General features: G+C 65.7%; 23 protein-coding genes and 1 tRNA gene. 14 read left to right on the top strand and 10 right to left on the bottom strand.

The annotated features are described in order from the left end of the window. Positions 1-301: 301 nt before the first annotated feature. Both BQ7106_RS07255 and BQ7106_RS07250 read right to left on the bottom strand, forming a co-directional pair. Positions 302-862 carry a LemA family protein gene (locus tag BQ7106_RS07255; protein WP_072373609.1) on the bottom strand — a complete coding sequence of 187 codons (561 nt, stop codon included), beginning with the start codon at positions 860-862 and terminating at the stop codon, positions 302-304. Positions 863-922: 60 nt separating this feature from the next. Next, a tRNA-Ser gene (locus BQ7106_RS07250) sits at positions 923-1,015 on the bottom strand. Positions 1,016-1,073: 58 nt separating this feature from the next. Here BQ7106_RS07250 and tadA point away from each other — a divergent pair. Continuing rightward, positions 1,074-1,589 (top strand): tRNA adenosine(34) deaminase TadA, encoded by a 516-nt coding sequence (gene tadA / locus BQ7106_RS07245; RefSeq protein ID WP_072373606.1) that lies wholly within the window; start codon positions 1,074-1,076, stop codon positions 1,587-1,589. A 120-nt stretch (positions 1,590-1,709) separates the two neighbouring features. On the opposite strand, the gene BQ7106_RS07240 is transcribed toward tadA, so the two are convergent. The 4 genes from BQ7106_RS07240 to BQ7106_RS07225 all read right to left on the bottom strand — a co-directional run bounded on the left by BQ7106_RS07240 (position 1,710) and on the right by BQ7106_RS07225 (position 7,355). Then, positions 1,710-3,266 (bottom strand): L-lactate permease, encoded by a 1,557-nt coding sequence (locus BQ7106_RS07240; RefSeq protein WP_072373603.1) that lies wholly within the window; start codon positions 3,264-3,266, stop codon positions 1,710-1,712. A 143-nt stretch (positions 3,267-3,409) separates the two neighbouring features. Continuing rightward, complete coding sequence (locus BQ7106_RS07235; protein WP_072373600.1) at positions 3,410-4,582, bottom strand: Fic family protein; 1,173 nt, start codon at positions 4,580-4,582, stop codon at positions 3,410-3,412. 168 nt (positions 4,583-4,750) lie between these two features. Next, the gene (locus BQ7106_RS07230) at positions 4,751-6,034 is read right to left on the bottom strand and encodes a class I SAM-dependent rRNA methyltransferase (RefSeq protein WP_072373597.1); all 1,284 of its coding nucleotides are present in this window, start codon (positions 6,032-6,034) and stop codon (positions 4,751-4,753) included. 58 nt (positions 6,035-6,092) lie between these two features. After that, positions 6,093-7,355: a DEAD/DEAH box helicase gene (locus tag BQ7106_RS07225; protein ID WP_072373594.1), complete on the bottom strand. Its 1,263-nt coding sequence runs from the start codon at positions 7,353-7,355 to the stop codon at positions 6,093-6,095. Between the two features lie 94 nt (positions 7,356-7,449). Between BQ7106_RS07225 and BQ7106_RS07220 the strand changes: the two genes are divergently transcribed. The 3 genes from BQ7106_RS07220 to BQ7106_RS07210 all read left to right on the top strand — a co-directional run bounded on the left by BQ7106_RS07220 (position 7,450) and on the right by BQ7106_RS07210 (position 10,662). After that, a complete protein-coding gene (locus BQ7106_RS07220; protein WP_072373591.1) occupies positions 7,450-8,424 on the top strand; it encodes a homoserine O-succinyltransferase in 975 nt (324 codons plus the stop codon). 58 nt (positions 8,425-8,482) lie between these two features. Continuing rightward, complete coding sequence (locus BQ7106_RS07215) at positions 8,483-8,923, top strand: helix-turn-helix transcriptional regulator (protein ID WP_072373588.1); 441 nt, start codon at positions 8,483-8,485, stop codon at positions 8,921-8,923. Between the two features lie 95 nt (positions 8,924-9,018). Continuing rightward, positions 9,019-10,662, top strand: coding sequence for a serine/threonine protein kinase (locus BQ7106_RS07210; protein ID WP_072373585.1), 1,644 nt, complete (start codon positions 9,019-9,021; stop codon positions 10,660-10,662). A 30-nt stretch (positions 10,663-10,692) separates the two neighbouring features. On the opposite strand, the gene BQ7106_RS07205 is transcribed toward BQ7106_RS07210, so the two are convergent. Continuing rightward, positions 10,693-12,054 carry an ATP-binding protein gene (locus tag BQ7106_RS07205; RefSeq protein ID WP_240307456.1) on the bottom strand — a complete coding sequence of 454 codons (1,362 nt, stop codon included), beginning with the start codon at positions 12,052-12,054 and terminating at the stop codon, positions 10,693-10,695. A gap of 297 nt (positions 12,055-12,351) precedes the next feature. On the opposite strand from BQ7106_RS07205, the gene BQ7106_RS07200 reads away from it, so the two are divergent. The 4 genes from BQ7106_RS07200 to BQ7106_RS07185 all read left to right on the top strand — a co-directional run bounded on the left by BQ7106_RS07200 (position 12,352) and on the right by BQ7106_RS07185 (position 16,054). Then, positions 12,352-12,885 (top strand): hypothetical protein, encoded by a 534-nt coding sequence (locus BQ7106_RS07200; protein ID WP_072373581.1) that lies wholly within the window; start codon positions 12,352-12,354, stop codon positions 12,883-12,885. Between the two features lie 11 nt (positions 12,886-12,896). Next, positions 12,897-14,090, top strand: a complete 1,194-nt coding sequence (locus BQ7106_RS07195; protein WP_129583821.1) for a DUF6591 domain-containing protein — start codon at positions 12,897-12,899, stop codon at positions 14,088-14,090. Positions 14,091-14,228: 138 nt separating this feature from the next. Beyond that, positions 14,229-15,098 (top strand): DUF6591 domain-containing protein, encoded by an 870-nt coding sequence (locus tag BQ7106_RS07190; RefSeq protein WP_072373574.1) that lies wholly within the window; start codon positions 14,229-14,231, stop codon positions 15,096-15,098. Between the two features lie 308 nt (positions 15,099-15,406). Next, positions 15,407-16,054 carry a DUF4230 domain-containing protein gene (locus BQ7106_RS07185; RefSeq protein WP_083526959.1) on the top strand — a complete coding sequence of 216 codons (648 nt, stop codon included), beginning with the start codon at positions 15,407-15,409 and terminating at the stop codon, positions 16,052-16,054. 270 nt (positions 16,055-16,324) lie between these two features. On the opposite strand, the gene BQ7106_RS07180 is transcribed toward BQ7106_RS07185, so the two are convergent. Further along, positions 16,325-16,831, bottom strand: a complete 507-nt coding sequence (locus BQ7106_RS07180; protein WP_072373568.1) for a DMT family transporter — start codon at positions 16,829-16,831, stop codon at positions 16,325-16,327. 133 nt (positions 16,832-16,964) lie between these two features. Here BQ7106_RS07180 and BQ7106_RS07175 point away from each other — a divergent pair, with 133 nt between their 5' ends. Next, positions 16,965-18,125, top strand: coding sequence for an IS256 family transposase (locus BQ7106_RS07175; protein WP_072372560.1), 1,161 nt, complete (start codon positions 16,965-16,967; stop codon positions 18,123-18,125). Here BQ7106_RS07175 and BQ7106_RS07170 read toward each other — a convergent pair. Beyond that, entirely contained in the window at positions 18,058-18,537 is a 480-nt protein-coding gene (locus BQ7106_RS07170; protein WP_072373565.1) for an EamA family transporter, read from the bottom strand. The genes BQ7106_RS07175 and BQ7106_RS07170 overlap by 68 nt on opposite strands. 225 nt (positions 18,538-18,762) lie before the next feature. Here BQ7106_RS07170 and BQ7106_RS07165 point away from each other — a divergent pair, with 225 nt between their 5' ends. Continuing rightward, positions 18,763-19,563, top strand: coding sequence for an AIM24 family protein (locus BQ7106_RS07165; protein ID WP_240307455.1), 801 nt, complete (start codon positions 18,763-18,765; stop codon positions 19,561-19,563). A 112-nt stretch (positions 19,564-19,675) separates the two neighbouring features. Here the strand turns inward: BQ7106_RS07165 and BQ7106_RS07160 are convergent, their stop codons facing one another. After that, on the bottom strand, positions 19,676-22,252 hold the full coding sequence (locus BQ7106_RS07160) for an FAD-dependent oxidoreductase (protein WP_072373561.1): 2,577 nt from the start codon (positions 22,250-22,252) through the stop codon (positions 19,676-19,678). Positions 22,253-22,398: 146 nt separating this feature from the next. Between BQ7106_RS07160 and BQ7106_RS07155 the strand changes: the two genes are divergently transcribed. The 4 genes from BQ7106_RS07155 to yfcE all read left to right on the top strand — a co-directional run bounded on the left by BQ7106_RS07155 (position 22,399) and on the right by yfcE (position 24,960). Further along, positions 22,399-23,202 (top strand): Cof-type HAD-IIB family hydrolase, encoded by an 804-nt coding sequence (locus BQ7106_RS07155; RefSeq protein ID WP_072373560.1) that lies wholly within the window; start codon positions 22,399-22,401, stop codon positions 23,200-23,202. A gap of 117 nt (positions 23,203-23,319) precedes the next feature. Further along, entirely contained in the window at positions 23,320-23,682 is a 363-nt protein-coding gene (locus BQ7106_RS07150) for a NifB/NifX family molybdenum-iron cluster-binding protein (RefSeq protein ID WP_072373559.1), read from the top strand. 22 nt (positions 23,683-23,704) lie between these two features. After that, complete coding sequence (locus BQ7106_RS07145) at positions 23,705-24,415, top strand: sirohydrochlorin cobaltochelatase (RefSeq protein ID WP_072373558.1); 711 nt, start codon at positions 23,705-23,707, stop codon at positions 24,413-24,415. After that, the gene (gene yfcE, locus BQ7106_RS07140; protein WP_072373555.1) at positions 24,412-24,960 is read left to right on the top strand and encodes a phosphodiesterase; all 549 of its coding nucleotides are present in this window, start codon (positions 24,412-24,414) and stop codon (positions 24,958-24,960) included. Before BQ7106_RS07145 ends, yfcE begins: the two co-directional genes overlap by 4 nt. Positions 24,961-25,131 lie beyond the last annotated feature (171 nt).

Below are 25,131 nucleotides of genomic sequence, written 5' to 3'. Positions count from 1 at the left end.
CCGAGGCGCCGAGCGGGCATGGCCCTCGTCCTCGCGCGGGCGAGGCCCGCCGGGCGCGCGACGCCCCACTGCGTGCGCGGAGGTCCCGCCGAGCGCGCCAAACCCCGTCGAGTGCGCGCTCAGTCCCGGGGCGCGGCGCGCACTCGACGGGTTTCATGTCCGTTCGGACATAAATCGGGACGAGTGCGCGGGAATCAGCGCGCACTCGACGGGGCAACAGAACGCCGCCCTGGCAGAAGGCCTCTGCCGGGACGGCGTGTGGTACCGATGCGAGGAGAAAACCGTGGGCCGCGCGGCGATTCTAGAAGCGCACCTCGGGAGCCGTGCGCGCCTCGGGAGAGGCCGCCTCGAAGCCGGCACGCGGGCGGAAGCGGCGTCCGGCGACGAGGCTGCCCGGGAAGGTCTCGATGGCGTTGTTGTACTCGAGGACCATGTCGTTGAAGCTCATGCGCGCGTAGCTGATGCGGTTCTCCGTGTCGGAGAGCTCGGTCTGGAGCTGCTGGAAGTTGGCGCTCGCCTTGAGGTCGGGATAGTTCTCGGCCACGGCAAAGAGGCTGCGCAGCGTGTCGGTGAGGACGTTGGACGCCTCCATCTTCGCCTCGGGGCTGCCCGCCGCGTCGACGGCGGCACGAGCCGCCGTCACGGCAGAGAGCGTGGACGACTCGTGCGTCGCGTAGCCGCGAACGGTCTCGACGAGGTTGGGAATGAGGTCGCTTCTGCGCTGGAGCTGGGCGTCGATGGTCTGCCATGCGTTGTCGCAGCGGTTGTCCGCCGTGATGATGCCGTTGTAGATCCGGATCCAGACCACCACGAGAACGATGACGACGGCAACGGCGACGGCGGGGACGACCCAGGCGGGCATGGCTCCTCCTTAGTAGAGCGCGGAAAGGGGTCGCTCCCTTTCCGCGCGCGAGTGCGGCAATGGCGGAGGAGGAGGGATTCGAACCCTCGGAACGGGGGTTACCCGCTCGACGGTTTTCAAGACCGCTGCAATCAACCGCTCTGCCACTCCTCCGCGTGCAGGCACTAGTATCCTACCCCATATGGGAGACAGACGAAGCCGAGGAGGAGCGGTGGGGGAGTCCAGGGGCGGCAAGGGGCACGAGGCCCACACGGACGAGGCGGGCCGCGACGCGGAGACCGACGAGCTGTTCATGCGCATGGCCCTCGAGGAGGCGGAGCTTGCCGCCCGTGAGGGCGAGGTGCCCATCGGTGCCGTGGTGGTCTGCGACGGGAGGGTCGTGGCGCGGGCCCACAACCGCCGCGAGGCGGACGCCGACCCCTCCGCGCACGCGGAATTCTCGGCCATGGTGGCGGCGTCGCGCGCGCTCGGTCGCTGGCGGCTCACGGGGTGCACGGTCTACGTTACGCTCGAGCCCTGCCTCATGTGCGCCGGGCTCATGGTGAACGCGCGCATCGACCGCTGCGTCTTCGGCGCCCCCGACCCGAAGGGCGGGGCCCTCGGCACGCTCTACGACGTGAGCCACGACCCGCGGCTCAACCACGAGTTCGCGGTGACCCCCGGCGTGCTTGCCGACGAGGCGGCCTCTGCGCTCAGGGAGTTCTTCCGCGCCCGCCGGAGGAGGTAGCCCGTCCCGCCCGCCCTTCTCGCCCGTGGCTCCGCTGACCCGCGCCGCACATGAGAACGCGGCCGGTCGCCGGGGAGGGCGGCCGGCCGCGTCGCGAGCGCGGTGCTATCGAGCGTTCCGCTACGCCAGCACGAGCGAGCCGACGTAGACGATGATCGCCATGACGACGGCGAAGGCGAAGGCGTACTTTGCGATCTTCCCGAGGATCTCGCCGTCCTTGCCGACCAGGCCGCACGCGGCGCAGCCGATGGCGATGTTCTGCGGGCTGAGCATCTTGCCGGCGGAGACGCCGAGGGAGTTGGAGGCGACGAGCCAGGTCTCGTTGACGCCGATCGACTGCGCGGCGTGGAGCTGGACGTTGCCAAACAGGACCTCGCTGGAGGTGCCGGAGCCGGTCACGAACGTGCCGAGCGCGCCGAGAAGCGGTGCCACGAGGGGGTACAGGCCGCCGAGCGTGCCCACGAAGAAGGCGGAGATGCTCGCGATCATGCCGGAGTAGCCCATGATCTTCGCGCAGGCGAGCACGCCGAGCATGGTGACGATGGTCTTGCTCATCTGCTTGCAGGTGGCGCCGAGCACCGAGGCCATCTCGCGTGCGGGGCAGCGCTGGATGATGCCGCCGACGATGCCGCAGATGAAGATCAGCACGCCCGGGGTGTTCACCCACGAGAAGGTAAGGGTCGCCGTGGGGTCGCCCGCATAGATGTTGACGGTGCTCTTGATCGCCGAGAGCGGGCCGTTGATGAAGGGGACGAGCTTGCTCGTTGCGAGAAGGACCACGAAGATCAGCGCGAACGGCGCCCAGGCGCGCAGCTTCTCGGCGACGCTCTCCTCCGGGGCGTCGTCGGCCGCGGCCTCGAGGCGGTACTGCTCGGGAACCTCGACGCCGCTCTTGTGCATGCGAAGGGCATAGGCGAACGTGAGCACGAGCGAGACCACCGCCGCGACGACGTCGGGCAGCTCGCCGCCGATGAAGTGGCCGGCGAGCACGAGGCAGGCGGCGAACGAGACGCCGGAGACCAGCGAGATGGGCAGCATTCCCTTGAGCGCCTTGCCCCCGTGGCCAACGAGGGCGACCATGAGGATGGGGCAGGCCACGACGAACGGGAAGACCTGGATGGCCTGGACCGTGGCGAGCTGCACCACGTCGATGCCCGTGATGGAGGCGAGCGTGGTGGTGGGGATGCCGATGGAGCCGAACATGGTGGGCACGCCGTTGGCGATGAGGCAGGCAAGAATCGAGGTCACCGGGGAGATGCCGAGGGCCATGAGCATGCTCGCCGGGATGGCGACGGCGGTGCCGAAGCCCGCCATGCCCTCGAGGAAGCCCCCGAAGCACCAGCCGATGAGCAGCGTCAGGACGCGGCGGTCGGCGGAGACGGAGCAGAGCATGCGCTTGATCGTCTCCATGGCGCCGGTGTGGACCGTGAGGTTGTAGGTGAACACGGCGGCGATGATGACGATCACGATGGGCCAGATCGCCATGGCAAAGCCCTCGAGGGCGGCGGTCGCCATGTTGACGGGGGTCATCCCCCAGCCGAGCGCCGCGCAGACCGCGGCGACGACGAGGGCGCCGAGGCTGGCGAGATAGGCCTCCATGTGCAGGCCACACAGGGCGATGACCAGCCAGATGATCGGCGCAAGCGCAAGGACGAACATTCCAAAGAGCTCGAACATAACAACTCCTGAGGTCGTGCCAGACAATCAAGCAGCTAATTTAGCACTTAGGCGGGCTTCAGGGAGCGTGGGAGCGCCCATGGTTGGGGCGCTGAGTCGGGAGCAACCGACGCGGGCCGCTTCGCCGTCCGCGCACCTCGGGTCTAAAGCGGTTCGTCTCCGGCGCGTAGGATGGTGAGATAGGGCTCGTAGGTAAACACGCGATAGCGCTTTCGTGAGGCGTCGCGTTTGGTCAGAAGCCCCGCTCGCTCGAACGTGGCGATGAGGGAGTTGGCTCCCGACGTGCTGAGGGAGAGCCTCTTTGCCACGAAGCCCACATCGACAATGGGGTTGCCCTCAAGAAGGTCAAGCAACCTGAGGGCATTCGCGGAACCTCGGCCCGACGCGGCAATCAGGGCCCTCTCCGAAGAAGAGTGCAGGTCGGCAAGGCGGCGCATGGAGTTTCGTGCGTCGAGGGCACTGTTGAGCAGACAGTCGCAGAAGAACGCGACCCAGCCTTCGTAGTCGCCGGTCTCTCGGACGCGCATGAGCCACTCGTAGTAGCTGATTCTCTGACGCTTAAGCTCGTAGGAGGGATAGAGAATGGGCATATCAAGAACGCCGTCGTTCATGAGGGAGAGCGTGATGAGAAGGCGCCCCATGCGACCGTTTCCGTCAAGGAATGGGTGCGCGGTCTCAAACTGATAGTGCGCCAGGGCAGCCTTCACCACGGGCTCCAGGTCCTTCTCGTTGTTGAGAAATACTTCGAGGTCAGAGAGGGTCTGGTGCATGTCCTCCACGTTGGGGGGAACGAAGGCCGCCTCTCGGAGCGTACAGCCCGCGGGACCTACCCAGTTTTGCGAGCTTCGGAGCTCGCCCGGATTCTTTTCTGCCCCGCGCACCCCATCAAGGAGCACCGCGTGAACGCTGCGGAGCAGGCGCGTGCAGAGGGGCATGGTTCCCATGAGGGTGACGGCATGCTCCGTGGCCCTTACGTAATTCACTACGTCACCCAGGTCACGGCTGGCCTTCTTGCCAAGAGAGGGGTCGAGAACATCGTCAAAGGTGCACTGGGTACCCTCAATCTGTGAGGAGAGGAGCGCCTCCTTGCGCACATACATGGTGAGGTACATCCCTACGTTGGGGATAAACCGCGCCATGCCCTGCATCTCACCCAGAAGCGCGCGACAGTCGGAGATTGAGCGCTGCGTGCGTATGTCGAGGTTGATGGGGAGGCAGCTCTGGAGAGGCGCTGGGAGGAAGGAGCGATAGGCAAGGTTTCCAGACAGGTTCTCGCGCAGCCGCCCCTGCCGCCCGGGGTGGAAGTTGTCGAGCACGGGATCTCCTAAGGACGATTTGTTGCCCCAAACTGTCCTTAGAATTCTAGCAATGCTGCTAAGAACGACTAGGTGGCCTTAGCGTCCTCACCAAAAAGCTAAGGACGATTTGGGTCGATACATCGTTCTTAGCTCATGTCCGGCGAAAAAACGGGTCCCGCGGGGCCGCTACACCACCTGGAAGACGAAGAAGTCGAGGTAGTGACTTTCGGGAAAGCCCCAGAGGATGGGGTGGTCGGGGGCCTGCTGGCGCTCCTCGACCTGCTTGAGCTGGACGCCCGCCTGGTGTGCCGCCTCGGCGACCGCCTTGGCGAGGAGGTCGCGCGTCATGAAGTGGGAGCAGCTGCACGTGGCGAGGTAGCCGCCGCGAGGCAGCAGGCGCAGGGCCTCGTAGTTGATCTCGCGGTAGCCCCGCGCCGCGTGCGAGACGGTGCCGCGGCTCTTGGTGAATGCCGGCGGGTCGAGCACGATGAGGTCGAAGGGACCGCCCTCCTCGCGCAGGCGGCTGCGGTCCGAGCGCAGCTCGGGAAGGTAGTCGAGCACGTTTGCGCAGGTGAAGCCCATGCGCTCGTCGAGTCCGTTGATCCGTGCGTTCTCGTGGGCGAGCTCGATCGCGGTATGGCTCACGTCCACGCAGCGCACGAGCTCGGCGCCTCCCGCGGCCGCGTTGAGCCCGAAGGGTCCCACGTGGCAGAAGCAGTCGAGCACGCGTCGCCCGGCGGAGAGCTCGCGCACGGCGCGGCGATTGTACTTCTGGTCGAGGAAGAAGCCCGTCTTCTGGCTGTTCTCGATGTCAAGATCGAAGGAGAGTCCGTTCTCGCGCACGAGCACGCGCGGGGAGTCCGGGGTGGGCAGCCCGTCCCACCAGCCCTTGACGAGCGGCAGCCCCTCCTTGGCGCGGGCGGGGGAGTCGTTGCGCTCGAAGATCGCGTCGATCTTCTCGCCGTCCGCGGACAGGGCGTCCAGGACCGCGCGGTAGACGACCGGGCGCAGCCGGTCCATGCCCACGGTTCCCACCTGCGTGACCAGCACGTTCTCGTAGCGGTCGACAACGAGGCCGGGGAAGCCGTCGGCCTCGGAGAAGACCACGCGGCAGGCGTTGGTGTCGGGCGGGCAGCCCGGGAGCGCGCGGGTGCCCATCGTCGCGCGCCGATGCTGCCAGGCCCACTGAGCGCGCCGCCGCCAGAACGCGTCGTCAACGCGGTCGTTGGCGTTGCGCGTGACCATGCGCACGCGAATCTTGCTCTGCTCGGAGAGGAGGCCGGCTCCCTGCCAGGTGCCGTTCTCCTCGAAGATGTCAACCACGTCGCCGTTCCGCGCGTCACGCCCGTCGGTCTGTGCGGGCTCCAGGCGAAGCACCTCGCCCTCGAAGACCCAGGGGTGGCCCGACGCGAGCGACCGGGCGGCCTTGCGGGTGACGATGGCGCGCGGGTACGGGCGTGCTTGCTTCATGACTCTCCTCCTGGGAGCGTGACAATTGTGACAGGGTAAATTGTCATAAAACGTCACGCTAGTAGTGGCGACCGTAGCGCCCGCCGCCGAAGCCGCGCCCACGGCTGCGCGAGCCGGCGAACATCGTTCGCGTGGAGCGCTTGGTCGGGCGGTCCGCCTGCGGGACGATGCGGCCGGCGTCGTAGGTGAAGTCGGGGAGGTCCCACACCGGCACGAGCTTCTTGGTGAAGTACTCGATCTCGCGCAGCGGGCTGATCTCGTCGGGCGCCACGAAGGTGTAGGCGTGGCCCGTCGCCCCGGCACGGCCCGTGCGGCCGATGCGGTGAACGTAGTCCTCCGGGTCCATGGGGACGTCGAAGTTGACCACGGCGTCGATGCCCGAGACGTCGATGCCGCGGCTCATCACGTCGGTTGCCACGAGGACCTGCACCTTTCCGTCGCGAAACCTCTCGAGGGCGCGCGCACGGGCGGCCTGCGGCCGGTCAGCGTGCATGACGTCGACCTTCACGCCGCCTGCCTTGAGGGTCTTGGAGACGTCGTCCACGCGGTGCTTGGTGCGGCAGAACACGAGGACGCGCTCGGGCCTCTCGCCCGCGGCGCCGCCGGTGTCCAGCAGGGCGCGCAGAAGCTCGGTCTTCTGGCCCTGGGTCACGGGGCAGAGATGCTCCTCGACGGTGTCCGCCGTCTCTCCGACGCGAGAGATCTCCACGGTCACGGGGTCGCTGAGCAGGGCGTCGATGGTCGACTTGATGGACTGGGGAATGGTGGCCGAGAACAGCAGCGTCTGGTGGCTCTTGGGAAGCGCGTGCATGATGCGACGCACGCTCGGCCAGAAGCCCATGTCGAGCATGCGATCGGCCTCGTCGAGGACGAGCACGCGCACCTGGGAGAGGCTCACGTGCTTGTGCTCCATGAGGTCGATGAGGCGTCCCGGGGTGGCGACGAGCAGGTCGCAGCCGCGCTCGAGCTCCTTGATCTGACGGTCGAACTTGGCGCCGCCCATGACGATGACCGCGCGCTGGCCGGTCTTCTCGCACACGACGCTCACCACGCTCTCGATCTGCGCGGCGAGCTCGCGCGTGGGCGTCACCACGAGCGCGTGGGGGCCCTTGCCCTTGGCGCCGGAGACGAGCTGCAGGGTCGGCAGCGCGAACGCCGCGGTCTTGCCCGTGCCCGTCTGCGCGGAGGCGACGATGTCGCGCCCCTCGAGCACGACCGGTATGGCCTGTGCCTGGACGGGGGTCGGCGCGGTGAAGCCGAGGGCGTCAACCCCGGCAAGAATCTGCTCGTTAAGCCCGAGCTCGGCAAATGAAGTAGTCATGTCGCCAAGTATAGAGCATGGGTGACGGTTCTGTGGCTCGAGCCTGCCCGCCCGCCGTATACTTGACGAGTTACGCCACGGAAACGGAGACCGCATGCCCATCAACATCCCTGACGGCCTGCCCGCCAAGAAGATCCTTCAGCAGGAGCGCATCTTCGCCCTGGAGGAGGAGGTCGCCAGCCACCAGGAGATTCGCCCGCTCAAGCTGGCGATTCTCAACCTCATGCCCACCAAGATCGAGACCGAGACCCAGATCTTGCGCCTCATCTCCAAGTCGCCCCTGCAGGTGAGCTGCGACTTCATGCGCGTCTCCACGCACGAGTCGACCCACGTCTCCCAGGACCACCTGGTCAAGTTCTACGACACCTTCGACGCCTTCCGCGACAAGAACTACGACGGCCTCATCATCACCGGCGCGCCGGTCGAGCACCTCGAGTACGACGAGGTGGACTACTGGGACGAGTTCTGCGAGATCGTGGACTGGAGCCAGGAGCACGTGTTCTCGACGATGTACCTGTGCTGGGCGGCGCTCGGAGGGCTCTGGCACCTCTACGGCATCCCCAAGCGCCAGCTCGGCTCGAAGCTCTTTGGCGTGTTCAAGCAGCGCCTGTGCGACGAGTACAGCTTCCTCACCAACGGCTTCGACGAGGTCCACTACATGCCGCACTCCCGCCACGCCGCCATCGACACCGCGGAGCTCGCCAACCACCCCGAGATCTGCGTGCTCTCCGAGGGCTTCACGAGCGGCCCCTCGCTGCTCGCCACGCGCGACTTCCACGAGGTCTACGTGACCGGTCACTTCGAGTACGGCCGCGACACCCTTGCCGACGAGTTCTGGCGAGACTTCCACAAGGGTCTGCCCATTCGCGTCCCGGAGAACTACTTCCCCGACGACGACCCCGAGAAGCAGCCCCTCTTCACCTGGCGCGCGCACGCCAACCTGCTCTACCGCAACTGGCTCAACTGGGTCTACCAGATGACGCCCTATGACACGGACGAGATTCCCGCTGCCATCGCCGACCTGCGCGAGCGCAGCGCTCGCGCCACCGGCCACGTCGACAAGTTCTAGGGAGCCGCCTCGCCTTCTCGGAGAGGGCGAGGCGCGCCACGATACCGAGGGGAGGGTGATGGCTGAGGAACGTCTGACGGAGGAGCTGCTCGAGCGGCTCCTCGCCGCGGCAACTCCCGAGGCCTATCTCGACGAGGGGCTCACCATCGACCGCGAGCTGCCCGACTACCTGCGCGACCTTCTCGGCGAGAAGGGCCTCAAGCGCGCGGACGTGGTGCGCGCCTCCGGCCTCAACAGCACGTTCGTCTATGACGTCTTTGCCGGCAAGAGTCGCCTCGGACGGGACAACGCCCTCATGATGGCCCTCGGGCTGGGCTGTGACCTGCGTCAGACCCAGAGGCTCCTGCGGTTGGACGGCGTGGCCGAGCTGTGGCCCAAGGACCGTCGCGACGCCGTTCTCATCTGGTGCGTGGAGCACGGGCTCACGCGCGAGCAGGCCGACGACGAGCTCTACCGCCTGGGCGAGAAGACGCTACTCGGCACCGGCCCGCTGAAGTAGGCGCCCTTCCATTCAGCTGCTAACTGAGGAATCAGTACACAGCTGAATATAACCTCTACTATGGTAAGAGGCACGAGAAGAGCGAGGTAGAGGGGTTGGACGACCAGCAGGTCATGCATGCCATGGGCATAGATGACGCATATCGCGTCGAGCGCGTTCTCGCGTCGGGCGCGGGAGGGACGACCGAGCTGGTCACCTTGGACGGCTCGGGGCCGTTCGTCCGCAAGCGCATACCCTCCAAGCTCGCGCGCCGCGGGGTGTGGGCCCTGCTCGGCGAGTGCGACTGCCCTCGCCTCCCGCGCGTCGTGGCAACCTACGAGATGCCGGACGAGTTCGTCGTGGTCTGTGACTACGTGCCGGGCGAGAACCTCGAGGAGCTCGTCGCGACCCGGGGGCGCCTTGGTGAGGGGCGCGCGTGCGAGCTCGTGGCCCAGCTCTGCGACGCGGCCGCCGCGCTTCATGCCCGCGGCATCATCCACCGGGACATCTCGCCGCGCAACGTGGTGGTCGCCGCGGACGGCGCGCACCTTATCGACCTCGGCATCGCCCGCCTCACCACGGCCGGGGCGACGCACGACACCACGCAGCTCGGCACGCCAGGCTTCGCCTCGCCCGAGCAGCATGGCTTCGCCCAGACCGATGCGCGCTCCGACGTGTACTCCATCGGTCGCGTGCTCGGCTACCTGCTCACCGGGGCCCTCCCGGACGTGCCCGAGGCGGCCGAGTACGAACGCCTCCTCACCGACGACGAGGTCGTGGCCCCTGAGGTCCGCGTCATCGTCCAACGGGCCACGGCCATGGAGCCGAGCGCGCGCTACCAGAGCGCCGCCGAGCTCGCCGCAGCGCTGCGGGGCGAGCCCGTTTCGAAGGGACGCGTCGCTTCCGACGCGCCTCGCGCAACGGCTTCACCGACGGTCGACGCCGCGCCGCGTCGGCGCTGGCCCATGATGGCGCTCGCGGCGACGGCGGTCGTGTCGCTGCTCGCCGCGATCGCGCTGCTGCTCGTCGACGCGGGCCTCCTGGGCGCTCCGGCGGCCACCGATGACGCGGCGGGCGGGCAGGTGACGTCACGGGGCGAGAAGGACGGTGCGCCCGAGTCCGACGATCGGGGATCGTGGTCCGGCGCCCCCGCCTCGACGAGCCCCGAATCCGTCGCCGAGGCGAGCGTCTCGCTCGAGGTCGTGGAGTCCGGATGGTCGGCGGACGACCAGGGGTTCGTCCACTACGGGATCGCGCTGCGCAACACCGGCGACGCGGTCGTGGAGTACCCGGCCTACACCGTCACGGGTCGCGACGAGTCGGGCGCCGTGCTCTTCTCGCAGGAGCAGGTCCTCTCATCCATTGGCGCCGGCGAGACAATCTGGTGGGGCGATCTTGCGGGCAACCCCGGCCAGCCTCCCGCCACGGTCGAGTTTTCCGCCAACGGCGTCGAGGACTATCAGGTGGGGTCGGAGGCCGAGCGCAGTGCGACGTTCGCCGTCTCGGGAGCTCGACCCGTCTCGGATGGCCTGGGCGGGACCAACTTCGTGGGAGAGGTGACCTGCGAGCGCGATGACGGATCGGACATCGGCAGCGACGTGGCGCTCTCGGTGCTGCTGCGCGACGAGGACGGCAACATCGTCTTTGGCGACGTCGGCTTTGCCTCGCGCCCCGAGCCCGGGTCGACAACCACCTTCGAGGTGAGCTGTCACGCCGTTCCCGACTATGAGAGCTATGAGGTCCACGCGCTGGCATGGTAGGGCAGCGCGTCGCCGTTGCCGCGCGGCGACTTACCCCAGCCCGCCCGCTTCAATGCAAAACGCCGCATAGAGCGGCAGGCTGCGCAGCTCGGTACCGTCCTCTCCCGCCGACCTGCCAAACTGCTGCTCCGAGAGGCGTATCGCGTAGGGAGAGCTCCCCTCGCACATGAGCTTGCGGAGGCTCTTGGCGCCAACGTTGCGCGCGGACTTCACCTCAATCGGTATGACCTCGGCGCTTCTCGTCTGGAGGACAAAGTCGACCTCCCCGCGGCCTGAGCCCTCATCGGGCATCCAGTAGAACGTCTTGAGGTCGTTTGCCTTGAGCGACTGCATGACGTAGTTCTCGGCGAGTGCTCCGCGAAAGTCCGATGAAAGAAGGGGGCTCAACGTGCGGTCGAGCACGAGGCTCGGCTCGATGCCAAGCTTGTTGAACATGAGGCCGGTGTCGGAGACGTACACCTTGAAGAAGCTGCCCGACTCGTCGTTGTAGGGCGTCAGGGGCGCTCGGGTGTCGCGCGTGAGGTCGTGAATCGCGACTATGCCGGCGGCGTTGAGCCACTCAAGCGGCTCAAGCAGTCGCCCGCGCCTGCCTCCCCGTATCACGTCGCTGTACTTGAACTTCTTCGTCGAGGCGCGTAGAAGCTGCCTGGGTATGCTGTCCCAGATGCGCTTTGCGGACACGCCGCTTATTCCGTTGTCCGGGTCGGTCATGTCCGCCGTGTACGTCTCGCCGATCTCGTGCTGGAGTAGGGTCACCTCGGCCTCATCATGCGTATCAAACCACTGCCGCACGGGAAGGGGCATGCCTCCCGTGGTGAGGTAGCGGCGGTAGAGGGCCAGTGCGTCCTCGTGGAGCACGTAGGGCTCGAGGGTCCGGCTGTGCTCGCGGATGGACCCTGCCATGAAGGACTCGCCGGCCGCCCAGAGGAACTCCTCAAAATCAAGCGGGTGAAGCTCCTCCTGAATTACGCCCGACGGGAAGGGGAGGTGCCTTTGCCGTGTTGTGACGCCAAGGAGGCTTCCGCTAGCTATGACACGCCACTTGGAGTCGGCAAAGAAGCGCAGTGAGTTGAGCGCACGCTCGTCAAGCTGCACCTCGTCAAAGAAGATCAGCGCGGTTTCGGGGTCGAGCCGGGTTCGCTTGTACTCTCCGATGCGGGATACGATGCCGTCAACATCGTCGGTCGGCCCGTCAAACAGAGAGCGTATGGTTCCCAGATGGGTCCGGAAGTCCAGCTTCACGAAGTTGGGGCCCGCAAGGCGTGTGCCGACGTGCTCGATTAGGAAGGTCTTGCCGGTGCGTCGTGCCCCTCGAATGAGCAGTGGGCGGCGTTCGGCCGAGACATACCACGCTTCGACGCGCTTCTCCATCTTGCGCTTGAGCTCGACCACGGTCCCTTACCCCTTCCTGTAGACCTAACTGCAAATACTGTACATGATGTACAGAGAATTCTGTAAAAAAATGTACAAGCTATACACGAATCGGAAAAAAGGAGTACATGACGAGCGTTCGCGGGCAAGAAGAACTTGATCGTGCGGTCACGCTCGTCTCACGGAGCGTCCGCTCGCGTAATTCAGCTACCAACTGAGGAACTGGCGCCCCTTCCTTCTCAGAATGGGCTCACGGGCGTTTGGCAAAGAGCCCGCTGGCAACGAGGCCGCCTGGGGCGGCGGGAGGGAGCGAGCGTGATGGCGGAACAAAAGGGGGGCGGGGCATCGCTGCCCCTTCTGGCGCGAGCGGCGATGGTCGTCGGCGCCATAGGCTTGGTTGCGGCGTTCTTCCTGCCCTGGGGGTCTGCTGACCAGGAGTTTCGTGATGCGGTGGCGCTTGCGCCGGACGTGATGTTCTACGAGCCCACGGGTATGACGGTTTCCGACGCCCAGGACATCTCGCTCTTCTCGTATGCGCAGGTGTACGGCTCCATGGGCGGGACCTGGCAGCTCTATACGTACATCTCGTATGCGCTGCTGGGCGCCTCGGCGCTGACGCTGCTGCTCGCGGCGCTGGGCAGGCCCATTGGGTCGACGGTGCTCGCGGTGATCACCCTCGCGGGGTCCCGCCTGCTCGTGTGGGACTTCGGGGACCGCGGCGTGCTCCCCAGCAGCACGCACGGCTGGGGCATTGCTCCGACGGTCTACATCGTGGCGTTCGTGGCGCTCGTTGCCGCGGCGGTGTGGCTGTTCGTGCTCAGGCGCAAGGAAAAGATGCAAAGTTCGCAATAGGAGGCGACACTATGAAGCGTGCGGCATCCGTTTTGGGCACGTGTGCCTTGGTCTTTGCCCTTGGTGCCTGCGGCGGCGGAGCGGGCAGCCGAGCTGCAGAGGGCGATCCCGCTCCCGTCCAAACTCAAGAGGTCGTATCTATTAAGCCGTCCCCCGATAAGTACACATGGTATGTCAAGAGTTATGTCGGCATGAACGCTGCCTCGATTGGCTACGAGGCAATTGACGGCTTCCGACACGATGCGTACGGTGCGGGCAACCTCAAGGTGATTTATGTTGCCGCGAACGGTACCTATATCGATCCGGGCAACGAAGAACAGCTCAAGGAGTATGTGGTAACTGGGCAGAGTATCAGCCCCAACACGGAGATCAAGTATACCTTTGAAGTTGACAGCGAGGGAGAGGAGTACGATAACCTCGTTAACTTCCAGACTATCGACGAGATTGTCCTCTCGGTGGGCAAAGCGGGTGAGGTTGGAGATACGCCCGAGCTTACGACAATCCAGTCGTCTCCTGACAAGTACACGCATTACGTCCGTGACTACGTTGGACGCAATCTTGCGGAATGTGGATACTACTCGCTCTCAGGCAGCCTTGCTGACGCCTATGGACACGGTTACGTATTCTTTGACATCGTTGCTGATGACGGGACGTTCATCGACCCTGAGGACGAGACGTCGCTTGCCGAATATATGGTCACCTCACAGAGTGTTGAGCCGAACACGGCCATCAAGCTGACGTACAGCATGGACAGCGATGGCAAGGAGTACAGCAACCTGGTCAGCAATCAGTCGGTGCGGTCGATTACGTTGAGCGTTACCAAAGCGCCGGAGTCCGGGTATCCAGCCGGGGATTCGGCGGGCGAGAACAAGGCTGGAGGGGGAGCTCGGGAAAAATCCGATGCTCTCGTGAAGAAAAACGTGAGCGAGACTGTCTCTATCAATGTTGGTGCGGGCGACTTCAGGGAATTTATCGACAGCTACGAAAATTTTATGAATGAATATGCCGACTTTATGGTCGCTTACAGCAATGCAGGAGAAACGTCGAGCATGCTGTCGGAATACGTGGACATGATGACACGCTACGGAGACATGACGGAGCGGGCCAACGCCATAGATGAGGGCTCGCTCTCCGCCGGCGACCTAGCCTATTACACCGAGGCACTGGGTCGTGTGACTGCTCGACTGGCAGAAATCGGGCTGTAGGGGCGCTTTCGTGGGGGCAGATGAGAAGAGCGTGCGGGCGGTCACCTTCCAACGTCATCCGCCCTCGCGAAAAATGCAGCCCCTATTGAGGATGGGCTCACGTCCACAGAAGAGACGGTTCGGTTAAGGAGGAAGATAATGAGAAAGAGTTGGCAGATTATGCTGGTCGCGGCGCTGGGCATTGCGTTGACGGCTTGCTCAGGAACTAGCATGAGCTCGCAGTCGGGCAACGAGATCCAAGGCGTTCAATCTCAGGACGCAAGCGCGGAGCCGGCTGAGGACGCAATAAAAATCGAGCAGGTTCCGTACGACGTCTCACCGGGCGTTGATGGTGGAACACGACGGGCAATGTTTAGTTACGAGAACAACAGCGACTACGCGATTGTTGGGATTGAGCTCGAGCTTCTTCCAAGGGAGGACGCTGAATCCGAGCAAATCAGCTCTGCGTTTGACTATCTAATTGAAGAGGGTATGACCGAGGAAGAGGTCCGCGACGGACTAATGACTTGCAGAAGCACCCACATCGTGTCTCCCGGAGAAGCATCACAGGAAACCACGCTCAATTTTTCCGGGTATTACGTCAACAACGTTGAGCAGTATGAGTTGATGGAGCCCGATCTCATGACGATTCGCTATCTGCATGACGGGCTTATCTATGAGGAATACTATGACTTTAAGTCGGGAACCTACGACCTTTCCTCCGATGTTACGAAGACTGACTTGTGGGGCGAAGGCGAAATATGCGCCAGTGTCCCTCGGCCGGAAGGCGAGCTGGTAGTGGATGTTGACGAATCGGAAACCCGATTCTCGTTTGATACCGAGGGTTCGACACCCGATGGGTTCTCCGCCTACGTCGAAGCATGCAAGGACGCTGGGTTTACTGAGAACGTCGCTGACACCGATATTACTTATTATGCAGACAACGCCGAGGGAACCCATCACCTTGAGCTGCTCTATAGCGAGTACAGCGGGAACATTGCCGCATACGTAAGCCTTATTGGCGAATAGTGGACTGTCGCTAAACCTCAATCAGATCTCGCGCACACACGTCGAGTGCACAGGCAGTGCGAATGGGTGCGTCGATACCAACGTTAGCCGCTCCTGTCTCGGTTTTCCAGAGACGGGAGCGGCTTGTGCCTGTCATGGGCGAGCACCTCCGTTGCGAGAATCCGCGCTGGCTGCGCTCGACACGAATTCGAGTGCCGATGGTCCATTTCTCCGCAGCGTTGTCGAAGTGGGAAAGGGAGGGTGAGCTATAGTCGAGCCGTGTTCTCCAAAAAGTCATAATGCGGAGTGTTGTCGAGAGGGTGAGATAATTGGGAATAAAAGTTGATAAAGGAACAGTTAAGTCAATTAAGATTGGTACTATCTGTGTCACAATCGGTTTGGCTCTTGGTATTGCAGGAACATTGTTTGTCTCAAACTACAATCCGTCGGACGATATCGAGGTGAGCGCGTCCACCGTGTTTGGTCGCATCGTTGAGCAGAATGAGCTTGTTTCGGTCTCTCAGGACTACAGCATCGTGGACAAGCAGGGTGATTCGGCGTCGTTCTTTGGTCTGTTCGACATTCCGTTTACTGACAACAGTTTTTGGTATCGCTACGAGGGGACACTCAAGGCTGGCGTCAATCTCGAGACTGCGGAAATCGAAGCCCAGGGCGGCTCTTTGACGATTACTCTTGATCCTGCGTACATTATCTCCAATACTCCGGATATGGAGACGTCTGGCGTGCTGGAGGAGAGGAACAACGTCCTTAATCCCATCCAAGTAGGTGATGTCGATGCATTTCAGCGTTGGTGTGTCGAGCAGAGCCAAAAGCAGGCTGTCGAGGGAGGGCTTCTCGCTGACGCCCAAACTGAAGCGGAAAACCAGCTCACTCAGCTCTTCTACGCTGCGCTCGGCGAAGACGTGCAGGTTAGCTTTGTTTGGCGAGAAGCTTCCGCGGAAGGCGAGAGCGTCTAGATTCGGCGATCTCCGGGTTGCGTGAAGAGGCTTGGCCTTGAGTGAGAAGGACAATGGGCTATCAGTTGAATCCGCTGTACTGTGCGTCGCCTCTTTATAGGGCCCTGGGGGTAGGAATTGGAATCTACGCGCCCGGCGGCAAGATGGAGAGCATCCTGTTCGGCGTGCGGGGGTATTACGACTAGCGGTCCTTCTCGCCAGCAAACGCCTGCCGCTTGCGTTTGAAGCCACGGTCTCGTGAGGGCGGCGTGACCCTCGGTCGCCCCGCCCTCACTCCGCCGCGAGATACGCTCCCGCCGCCATGATTGCCAGCGCGACCCAAAACGAGGGCTCCGGCCAGGTGTGAAACAGCACGAGCGACAGCCCGACGCCTATGAACGGGGCGATTGCATAGTAGGCGCTGGTCTTTGCGGCCCCCAGCTGTCGCTGGGCATAGACGTAGAAGAAGATGCTGAGGCCATAGGCGAGAAATCCCAGCAGGAGCGCCCCGAGCACGGAGGGGAGCGCCGGGAGCGACTCGCCCACCGCCAGGGCTATGGCGAGCGACCCCAGGCCAGAGCCAAACCCCTTGAGCACCACGATCTCCAGCGGGTCGCTCTGTGACATCATGCGCGTGCAGTTGTTCTCGAACCCCCAGCAGACGCAGGCGGCAAGCACCAGCAGAGATCCGGAGGAGAAGCGCAGGCTCGAGGCGTCCTCGAACGAGAGGATGAGGCTCGAGAGGGTGATGAGGCCGATGGCGAGCCACAGCCTGCGACTGATGGCCTCCCTGAACACGAGGAGCGCGATGGGTAACGTACAATTTCTTGCGCACTTTGACAGCGGAATAGCGTCCAGGTAAGGAAGGAGGGCACGGCCCGCCCCGGTATGATTCGAGTTGCCTAGACAAGAAACATGCTGGAGGTGGACCATGCCCGATCCCATTGTATCTTTGAACGAGGAGTCGCTGAGGGCCGACCTCGGCGAGCTCGTCAGGAAGACCGTCGAGGACACGCTGAACGGGCTCCTCGAGGAGGAGGCCGGCGACCTCGTGGGCGCCGAGCGCTACGAGCGCACCGCCGACCGCGAGGCCTACCGCGCCGGGCACTACGAGCGGAAGCTCGCGACGACGTCAGGGGAGGTCACCATCCGCATGCCCAAGCTCAAGGGCGTGCGGTTCACGACGGCCATCATCGAGCGCTACCGGCGCCGGGAGACCTCGGTCGAGGAGGCGATGATCGAGATGTACCTCGCCGGGGTCTCCACCAGGCGCATCGAGGACGTGAGCGAGATCCTCTGGGGCTCGAGCGTCTCGGCCTCCACCGTCTCGAACCTCAACGAGAAGGCCTTCGCGTCCGTCGAGGAGTGGCGCAACCGTCCCCTCGAGCGCGCCTACCCCTACGTCTACGTCGACGGCATCTACCTGAAGCGCAGCTGGGGCGGCTCCTACGAGAACGTCGCCGTGATGGTCGCCATCGGCGTGAACGACGACGGCTACCGCGAGGTCATAGGCGCGGCCGAGGGGTTCACCGAGTCGGCCGAGTGCTGGCGGGAGTTCCTCTCGTGGCTCAAGTCGCGCGGGCTGCGCGGGGTACGCATGTTCACGGGGGACAAGGCGGCCGGCATGGTCGGCTCGATCGCCGAGGTGTTCCCGGGGGCCGCCTACCAGAGGTGCACGGTGCACTTCTACCGCAACGTGCTGGCCAGGGTGCCCAAGTCGAAGAGGCCGAAGGTCGCGGCCATGCTCAAGGCCGTCCACGCCATGGAGTCGCGCGAGGCCTCCGAGGCCAAGGCGCTCGAGGTCGCATCCGAGCTGGAGGCGTCGAGGCTCGGGGAGGCCGCGAAGGCCGTGCGCGAGGGGTACGCGGAGACCCTGACCTACACGCGATTCCCGCGCGAGCACTGGCGGAGGATCAGGACCAACAACGCCATCGAGCGGCTCAACCGCGAGATACGCAGGCGAACCCGCGTTGTCGGCACTTTCCCTGACGGGAGGAGCGCGCTCATGCTCGTGACCGCGAGGCTCAAGTACGTCGCCGAGAGCGAGTGGGGCTCCCGCCGCTACCTGGACGTGACGCTGCTGGACGAGTAGCCGCACCGGATGGCGGGCCTATGGGGCTGTCGGAAAGTGCGCAAGAATCTTGACGGTACCGCGCGATGAGCGACGTGGCGACGATCTCGAAGTTGTTGAGCAGGGACGCGTTGGCGGAGGTCGTTGAGGTGAGACCAATCATCAGGCAGATGGGCGCGGCGACGTCCAGGACGATCATGCCCACCGTGTAGGGGAGGTCCCTGCGGGTGAGCCGCTGCTCGGACGCTCCGAGGCCAAGGCGGCGCCGAACGATGCCCAGAAGGAGCATCCCGAGTCCTGCCCCCAGGTAGAGAAGGGCGGCCATCATCGTGGGCTCAACCTCCCGCAGAAGGAGCTTGGAGACCGGCGAGCTGATGGCGTAGAGCGCCGCGGCGAGGAGTGCCCAGACGATGGAGGTTCTCTTCTCGCTCATGTGACCTCCCAGTTGAGACCGTTTAGAACATGACAAGCGTAGGGCACCGAGCGAAAGGGGAACAGGCCCCATTTCGTGACGGGGATGGTGCGGCGGCGCCCCTGGGGTCGACGTGAGCGCTTCTGGCGCCTGACGTCCGCCCCTCGTGCCGTCCGCCGAATAGCCGCCCGCCATCCCGCGACCATGCCGCACGCTTGCTCCATCCACCACGACGAAGGGATGCGCATGCACATCTACAACTTCCTGGATAACGATGACGCCAAGACCGTTGCGGCAAAGGGTCCGTTCAAGGTGATCGAGTGGCAGCGCGACCTCTCGGTGCCCTATCTCGGCGCGCAGGCCGCCTACTTCGCTGCGAAGATGGACGTGCGCCGTCGCCAGCTCGTGGCCGAGCTCGATGGCCGCATGGGCGTGACGCTGCAGGCGGGCGCCATGCAGTGGACCGCCGGTGACATCAATGCCACCACGGGCGTGAAGGGCGTGGGCGACTTCTTCGGAAAGGCCATTCGCGGGTCGGTCACGGGCGAGTCCGCCATCAAGCCGGAGTACGTGGGCTCGGGCATGGTCGTCTGCGAGCCAACCTACCGCCACATCCTGCTCATGAGCCCGCAGGCAGACCTCGGCGACACCATGGTGATCAACGACGGCCTGTTCATGGCGTGCACGTCGGACATCAAGCACCGTGCCATCATGGTAAAGCGCCCGAGCGCCATGGTCGCGGGCAACGAGGGGCTGTTCAACCTCGGCCTCGAGGGCGCGGGCGTCGTGGCGCTCGAGTCTCCGGTGCCGGCGAGCGAGCTCGTTGCCGTCGACCTTGAGGGAGACGAGCTCAAGGTCGACGGTAACTTCGCGATCGCGTGGTCCGAGTCGCTCGCCTTTACCGTCGAGCGCAGCGGCAAGTCGCTCGTGGGCTCTGCCGTCTCGGGCGAGGGCCTGGTCAACGTCTACCGCGGGCGCGGGCGCGTGCTGCTCTCGCCGGTGGCGGCCCTCACCCCCGATCCCAACGCGGGCAGCGGCGAGGTCTAGGATTTGACGAGCTCCCGGGCGAGAAGGACGTCGAGCGGGCCCGGGCGCCTTTGATGTGCGCCCGGGCCCGTCGCTCGGTCAGCCGTGGAAAAGTGACAGTCACTTTTCCACGCTAGCAGGTGGCGCCGCCGGTGACGTCCTTGGCCAGGATGGCCTCCTTGTCGATCGGGGCCGTCAGCAGCTTGTCCTGCACGTAGTCAAACCCGAGGCGCGCGACGGTGTCGGCGAAGCGCTCGCCCGACTCGCCTTCGTCGCGGAAGAAGAGGATGGCCCGCTCGACCACGCCCATGACCTCGTCCTCGCTCGTGAAGATCTTGTCGAGCGCCCGGCCGTGCGCCGTCTTCTTGCCCCAGCGCCCGCCGATGTAGACCTTGTAGCCGGCGAGCCCCTCTTCGACGGCCCCGAACGGGCAGCTGCCCACGCAGCGTCCGCAGTGGTTGCACGCGGCGGCGTCGATGGTGACCTTCCCGTCCGCGCCCACCTGCGCGTCGCCCATGGGGCAGGCCCTCACGACCTGGCAGACCTTGCACGCGCGGCACTTGCCAAGGTCGATCTGGGGCACGCGCTGGCCGACGATGCCCAGGTCGTTGAGGTCGGGTTTGACGCACATGTTGGGACAGCCGCCCACGGCGATCTTGAACTTGTGGGGGAGCTCCACCCCGTGATAGCCCACGTAGAAGCGCTCGTGAAGCTTCTCGGAGAGTTCAAAGGTGTCGATGAGGCCGTACTGGCACGTGGTGCCCTTGCAGGAGACCACGGGGCGCACCTTTGAGCCGGTGCCGCCCGCGTCCAGGCCGTGGTCCTGCAGGAAGGCTATGCACGGCTCGATCTGCTCGTAGCGCACCCCCTGGATCTCCAGCGTGAGGCGCGTCGTCATGGTGACCTCGCCGGAGCCAAACCGCTCGGCAGCCTCGGCAACGGCGCGCTGCTCGTCCACGGTGATCTTCCCGTTGCGCGTGATCACGCGGATGTTGAAGACATCGTCGTAGCGCTTGTCCTGAAGGCACCCCAGCCCCTTGAGGCGCTTGATCTCGGCTGCGGGCAGCTTGGAGTCGCGGCGCGGAACGCGCACCTCGTTGAACGTGATGCCGCCCTCGAGCACGCGCGTCGCCGTGTAGCCGGCCGCCTTGAGGCGGTTCTGCGCGAAGTAGCCGCGCTTGCCCTTGGCGCAGACGAGAAGGACCTTTGCGTCGCGAGCGACCCCCTCGATCCCGTCCGGGCCGATCTTGGTGAGGTCCACCCAGCGCGCCCCGGGAATCGTGGGCGCCGGGAGGACGTCGAGCACCTCGTAGCTCGCGGCCTCGCCGGAGGCGTACTGCGCGGGCGAGAAGCTCTCGAGCTCGCCAGAGAGCTTGTTTTCGAGGATGTATCCGGCCGTGACCAGCGGGTGGATGGCGGTCGAGAAGGGCGGGGCGTAGGAGAGGTCCATGAGGTCGAGGTCCTCGACGCGCATCTTCTGGTAGAGCGCCGTGACCATCACGTCGACGACCTTGTCCACCGCGCCCGCGCCGAGGACCTGAACGCCGAGCAGCCGGTGCGTCTTGCGGCAGGCGATGAGCTTGATGAAGAAGCTCGACGAGCCGGGGTAGTAGTGCGCCTTGTCGTCGACCACGCAGACGACGGACTCCGGCTCCATGCCCGCCGCGACCGCCGCCTCCTCGGTGAGGCCCGTGCGCCCGCCGTTGAGCGTGGGCAGGAGACGCACGACGCCCGTGCCGAGCGCGCCGGGGTATGCCGTGGGCGTGCCCGTGAGCGTGCGGGCGATGGCGCGCCCGCAGATGTTGGCCGTCGACCCCATGGCGCTCCACTGCGGCTCGCCCGTGATGAAGTTGCGCACCTCGGCGCAGTCGCCGGCGGCGTAGACGTCGGGGAGGTTGGTGGCGCCGTACTCGTTCACGAGCACGCAGCCCTTGACGGTCTCGACGCCCGACCCCTCGAGCCAGCGCGTGGCGGGCCTGATGCCGATCGCCAGGACCACGACGTCGGCAGGGAAGGAGCCGGCGCTCGTCTCGACGGACCGGATGCGGCCCTCGCCCGAGAGCCCGGTGAGCGTGGCTCCGTTGACCACGCGGACGCCCGCGGCCTTGAGCTGCCGCTTTGCGAAGTCGGACATCTCCCGGTCGAAGACGTTGGGCAGAATCTGCGGCATGGCGTCGACCACGGTGACAGAGAGCCCGCGCGCCAGCAGCCCCTCGGCGCACTCGAGGCCGATGAAGCCCGCGCCGACCACCACGGCCCGCCGCGCCGCCTCCCGCTCGACGTAGTCGCGCAGGCCGCAGGCATCATCGGGCGTGCGCATGCAGAAGACCCCCGGGAGGTCGGTGCCCGGCACGGGGGGAACGAAGGGCACGGCGCCCGTCGCGACGATCAGCCGGTCGTACTTCTCGACGCCGACGGTGCCGTCGGAGCGCCGAACGCTCACCTCGTGCGCCGCCGCGTCGAGCGCGGTCGCCTCCACGCCGGTCTCGACCTCCACGCCGGTGAGGCCAGCGTAGGCCGCCGGCGTGTTGACGATGAGCCCCTCGCGCGTGGGGATGTCCCCGCTCACGTAGTAGGGCAGGCCGCATCCCGCATAGCTGATGTCCTGGCCCTTGGTGACGACCTTGACCTCCGCGTCTCGGTCGCATCGTTTGATCTTTGCCGCGGTCTTGGTCCCGGCGGCAACGCCGCCGACGATCAGGTACCTCATGAGCGCCCCTCTCCTTGTGGCATGTGCCGCCCCCTGCGGTGCGTGACTCCCATGGTAGGCTCGCCCGCCGCGGTTTTTCCTGTCAATCGGCGAGAAGCGCGAGGGCTCGGCCTATCATGGCGTCAGTCGGGAGAAACGGGGGACCCATGCCCAGAACGGCGGTTTTCAGCGACATCGACGGCACGCTCATCAACTCCGAGCATCGGATCACGCCGCGGACGCGGCGCGCGATCGCGGAGGTGCAGGAGGCGGGCGTGCCCTTCGTCATCGTGACGGCGCGCGGGATGACCGGCACCTACCCCCTTCTCGAGGGGCAGGGGATCTCATGCACCGTCGTCACCCAGAGCGGCGGCGTCATCCTCGACGAGAGCCGACGCGTCATTCACCATCACGGCTTCTCGCGCGCCCGGGCCCAGGAGATCGTGGACTTTGTCGAGGCGGAGCGCCTCCCCGCGACCTGGAGCGCGTACTCCTTCGAGGACTGGGTCGCCCCCGACCGGAGCGACCCGCGCCTGGTGGCCGAGGAGCGAATCGTGATGGCACGGGCGCGCGAGGGGTCGGTCTCCTCGATCGAGCGCGACGAGGTGCAGAAGATTCTCTGCCTCTGCGCGCGCGGTCGCACCCCCGAGGTGGAGCTTCGGCTGCGCGAGCGCTTTCCCGACCTGTCCATCGCCGTGTCGTCGGACACGCTGATCGAGGTCATGCCGGCGGGCACGAGCAAGGCCGCCGCGGTCCGCACGCTCTGCGACCTCTGGGGCCTCGACCCCGTCGACGCCATCGCCTTCGGAGACCACTACAACGACCTCCCCATGCTCGAGGCGGTGGGTCGCGGCTACCTCATGGGCAACGCGCCGGCCGAGCTTCGCGACCGCGCCGCGCTGCTCGCGCCCGACAACGACCACGACGGGGTCGCCCGGGTCCTCGAGGAGCTCGGCCTCGTCGGGGCGTGAGCCCGGGAGTCGCCGCGCGCGGCCCCGGAGCCGCGTCGGCGCTCCCGTTGATTTGTGGGAGAATGGCCGCGTAAAGCACACGGGCCGCCGGCACGGCCCGCGACGAGAGGAGCATTCATGAAGGTTGCCATCCCCACCATCGGCAAGGGCGGGCTCGACTGCGAGCGCTCCGGCCACTTCGGCCACTGCGACTGCTTCACCGTGGTCGACGTGCAGGATGGCACGGTGGGCGAGGTCAGCGTCATTGAGAACCCGCCCCACGAGGAGGGCGGCTGCATGCGCCCCGTGGCGCTCCTCGCGCAGAACGGCATCGACGCCATCGTGGCGGCCGGAATGGGCATGCGGCCGATGATGGGGTTCGCTCAGGCCGGGATCACCGTCTACTTTGAGAACCAGACCCCGGGCGTGGGCGACGTCGCCCGGATGGCGGCGGCCGGAACGCTCCCCGTCATGGGCGAGGAGCACGCCTGCCACCACTGACGTGGAAAAGGGACAGTCACTTTTGAACCATTTTGACGCGCTGGTGATTGCCGGCTGCCTGTCGGGAGAGCGCGACGACGCGGGCGTCGCGCGGCTCGTCGACGAGCTGACCTCGGCCGTGCGCGCCGACGTCACGATTCGGGCAAGGACGGGCGGGCGACCGGTCGGGCCGACGGTCCCGGAGGTCCTTGCCGAGCTGCGCTCGGCGGGGGTCCGCCGCGCCCTCGTGGCGACCACGCACGTGGCAGACGGCCGGCTGCAGGGGGAGTGCGCCGCCGCCGTCCTCGCCGCGTCGCCGGGCTTCGACGAGCTTCGGCTCGCGCCGCCCCTGCTCTCGAGCGAGGGGGATTTTGAGGCCGTGGCCTCCGCGCTCGATGGGGCGCTCCCCGCGCGCCCGGGGCGCGTCGTCGCGCTGGCGGGGCACCGCGGCGCCGAGTGCGAGGCGTCGTTCGCCCGGCTCGAGGCCGCGCTGCGCCGATCGGGTCGGGCGGACGTCCTCGTGGGAGCGCCCTCGAGCCTGGCAGGTCGTCTGAGCACGCGCCCCGGCGACACGGTTCTTCTCGGCCCCCTCCTCATGTCGCTCGGGCATCACGCCCGTCGCGACGTCCTCGTCGACCTGAGCGTCGAGCTCGGGCGCGCGGGCTGCGTGGTCGAGCGGTGGCCCCACGCGCTCGCCGAGCTGCCCGCGGTTCGCGCGCTCGTTGTCCAACACGTTCGAAGGGAACTCCCATGAAGCTCGTTATCGCCTCCGACATCCATGGCGCCGCCGATGCGTGCGCCCGCCTCATGTCCGCCATCGAGGCCGAGGGGCCCGACCGCGTCGTGCTCCTCGGCGACCTGCTCTACCACGGGCCCCGAAACGACCTGCCTGCAGACTATGCCCCCAAGCGCGTCATCGAGATGCTCAACTCCATAGCGGATCGTGTGATCGCCGTCCGCGGCAACTGCGAGGCCGAGGTCGACCAGATGGTCCTGGGCTTTCCCTGCATGGCAGACCACAACATCCTGGTGGACCCGACCGTCGATGGCGGCCCGTACACCCTCTTCCTCACGCATGGGCACGTCTGGGGCCCGGGCTACCACAACAGCGTCGACCGATGGCCCGCGCTGCCCGACCGCTCCGCGATCGTCTACGGGCACACGCACATCAAGGTGAGCGAGATGAGCTCGGAGCACGGCGCTTGGGTCTTCAACCCCGGCTCGGCGGGCATTCCCAAGGACGGCACTGCCAGCTACGGAGTCTACGAGAACGGCCGATTCGAGCATCGCCTGCTGTAGGGGGCACGACGCTGCGGCACCGGGGCTCTGGTGACGCTCGCGGGCCTACCCTCAACGCTGCGCGTCAAAAAATCTCATATGTGGAGACTTAGATAATGTATAGAATCGAAGCGCATGGGGGATAAACTCCACCGTAGAGCAAAGGAACCACGCGAGAGGGGCGGTCGCCAC

Source organism: Thermophilibacter mediterraneus, assembly GCF_900119385.1.
GTDB lineage: Bacteria > Actinomycetota > Coriobacteriia > Coriobacteriales > Atopobiaceae > Thermophilibacter > Thermophilibacter mediterraneus.
Note: the sequence above shows the minus strand (reverse complement) of the source record. Positions and strands in the feature narration are given on the sequence as shown.

Excerpts from the sequence above, each read along its gene's own strand:
- BQ7106_RS07240 (WP_072373603.1), bottom strand. The coding sequence starts at position 3,266 with ATGTTCGAGCTCTTTGGAATGTTCGTCCTTGCGCTTGCGCCGATCATC.
- BQ7106_RS07195 (WP_129583821.1), top strand. The coding sequence starts at position 12,897 with ATGAAGCGTGCGGCATCCGTTTTGGGCACGTGTGCCTTGGTCTTTGCC.
- BQ7106_RS07190 (WP_072373574.1), top strand. The coding sequence starts at position 14,229 with ATGAGAAAGAGTTGGCAGATTATGCTGGTCGCGGCGCTGGGCATTGCG.
- BQ7106_RS07230 (WP_072373597.1), bottom strand. The coding sequence starts at position 6,034 with ATGAAGCAAGCACGCCCGTACCCGCGCGCCATCGTCACCCGCAAGGCC.
- BQ7106_RS07170 (WP_072373565.1), bottom strand. The coding sequence starts at position 18,537 with ATGAGCGAGAAGAGAACCTCCATCGTCTGGGCACTCCTCGCCGCGGCG.
- BQ7106_RS07225 (WP_072373594.1), bottom strand. The coding sequence starts at position 7,355 with ATGACTACTTCATTTGCCGAGCTCGGGCTTAACGAGCAGATTCTTGCC.
- BQ7106_RS07255 (WP_072373609.1), bottom strand. The coding sequence starts at position 862 with ATGCCCGCCTGGGTCGTCCCCGCCGTCGCCGTTGCCGTCGTCATCGTT.
- yfcE (WP_072373555.1), top strand. The coding sequence starts at position 24,412 with ATGAAGCTCGTTATCGCCTCCGACATCCATGGCGCCGCCGATGCGTGC.
- BQ7106_RS07165 (WP_240307455.1), top strand. The coding sequence starts at position 18,763 with ATGCACATCTACAACTTCCTGGATAACGATGACGCCAAGACCGTTGCG.
- BQ7106_RS07155 (WP_072373560.1), top strand. The coding sequence starts at position 22,399 with ATGCCCAGAACGGCGGTTTTCAGCGACATCGACGGCACGCTCATCAAC.
- BQ7106_RS07220 (WP_072373591.1), top strand. The coding sequence starts at position 7,450 with ATGCCCATCAACATCCCTGACGGCCTGCCCGCCAAGAAGATCCTTCAG.
- BQ7106_RS07160 (WP_072373561.1), bottom strand. The coding sequence starts at position 22,252 with ATGAGGTACCTGATCGTCGGCGGCGTTGCCGCCGGGACCAAGACCGCG.
- BQ7106_RS07200 (WP_072373581.1), top strand. The coding sequence starts at position 12,352 with ATGGCGGAACAAAAGGGGGGCGGGGCATCGCTGCCCCTTCTGGCGCGA.
- BQ7106_RS07175 (WP_072372560.1), top strand. The coding sequence starts at position 16,965 with ATGCCCGATCCCATTGTATCTTTGAACGAGGAGTCGCTGAGGGCCGAC.
- BQ7106_RS07150 (WP_072373559.1), top strand. The coding sequence starts at position 23,320 with ATGAAGGTTGCCATCCCCACCATCGGCAAGGGCGGGCTCGACTGCGAG.
- BQ7106_RS07215 (WP_072373588.1), top strand. The coding sequence starts at position 8,483 with ATGGCTGAGGAACGTCTGACGGAGGAGCTGCTCGAGCGGCTCCTCGCC.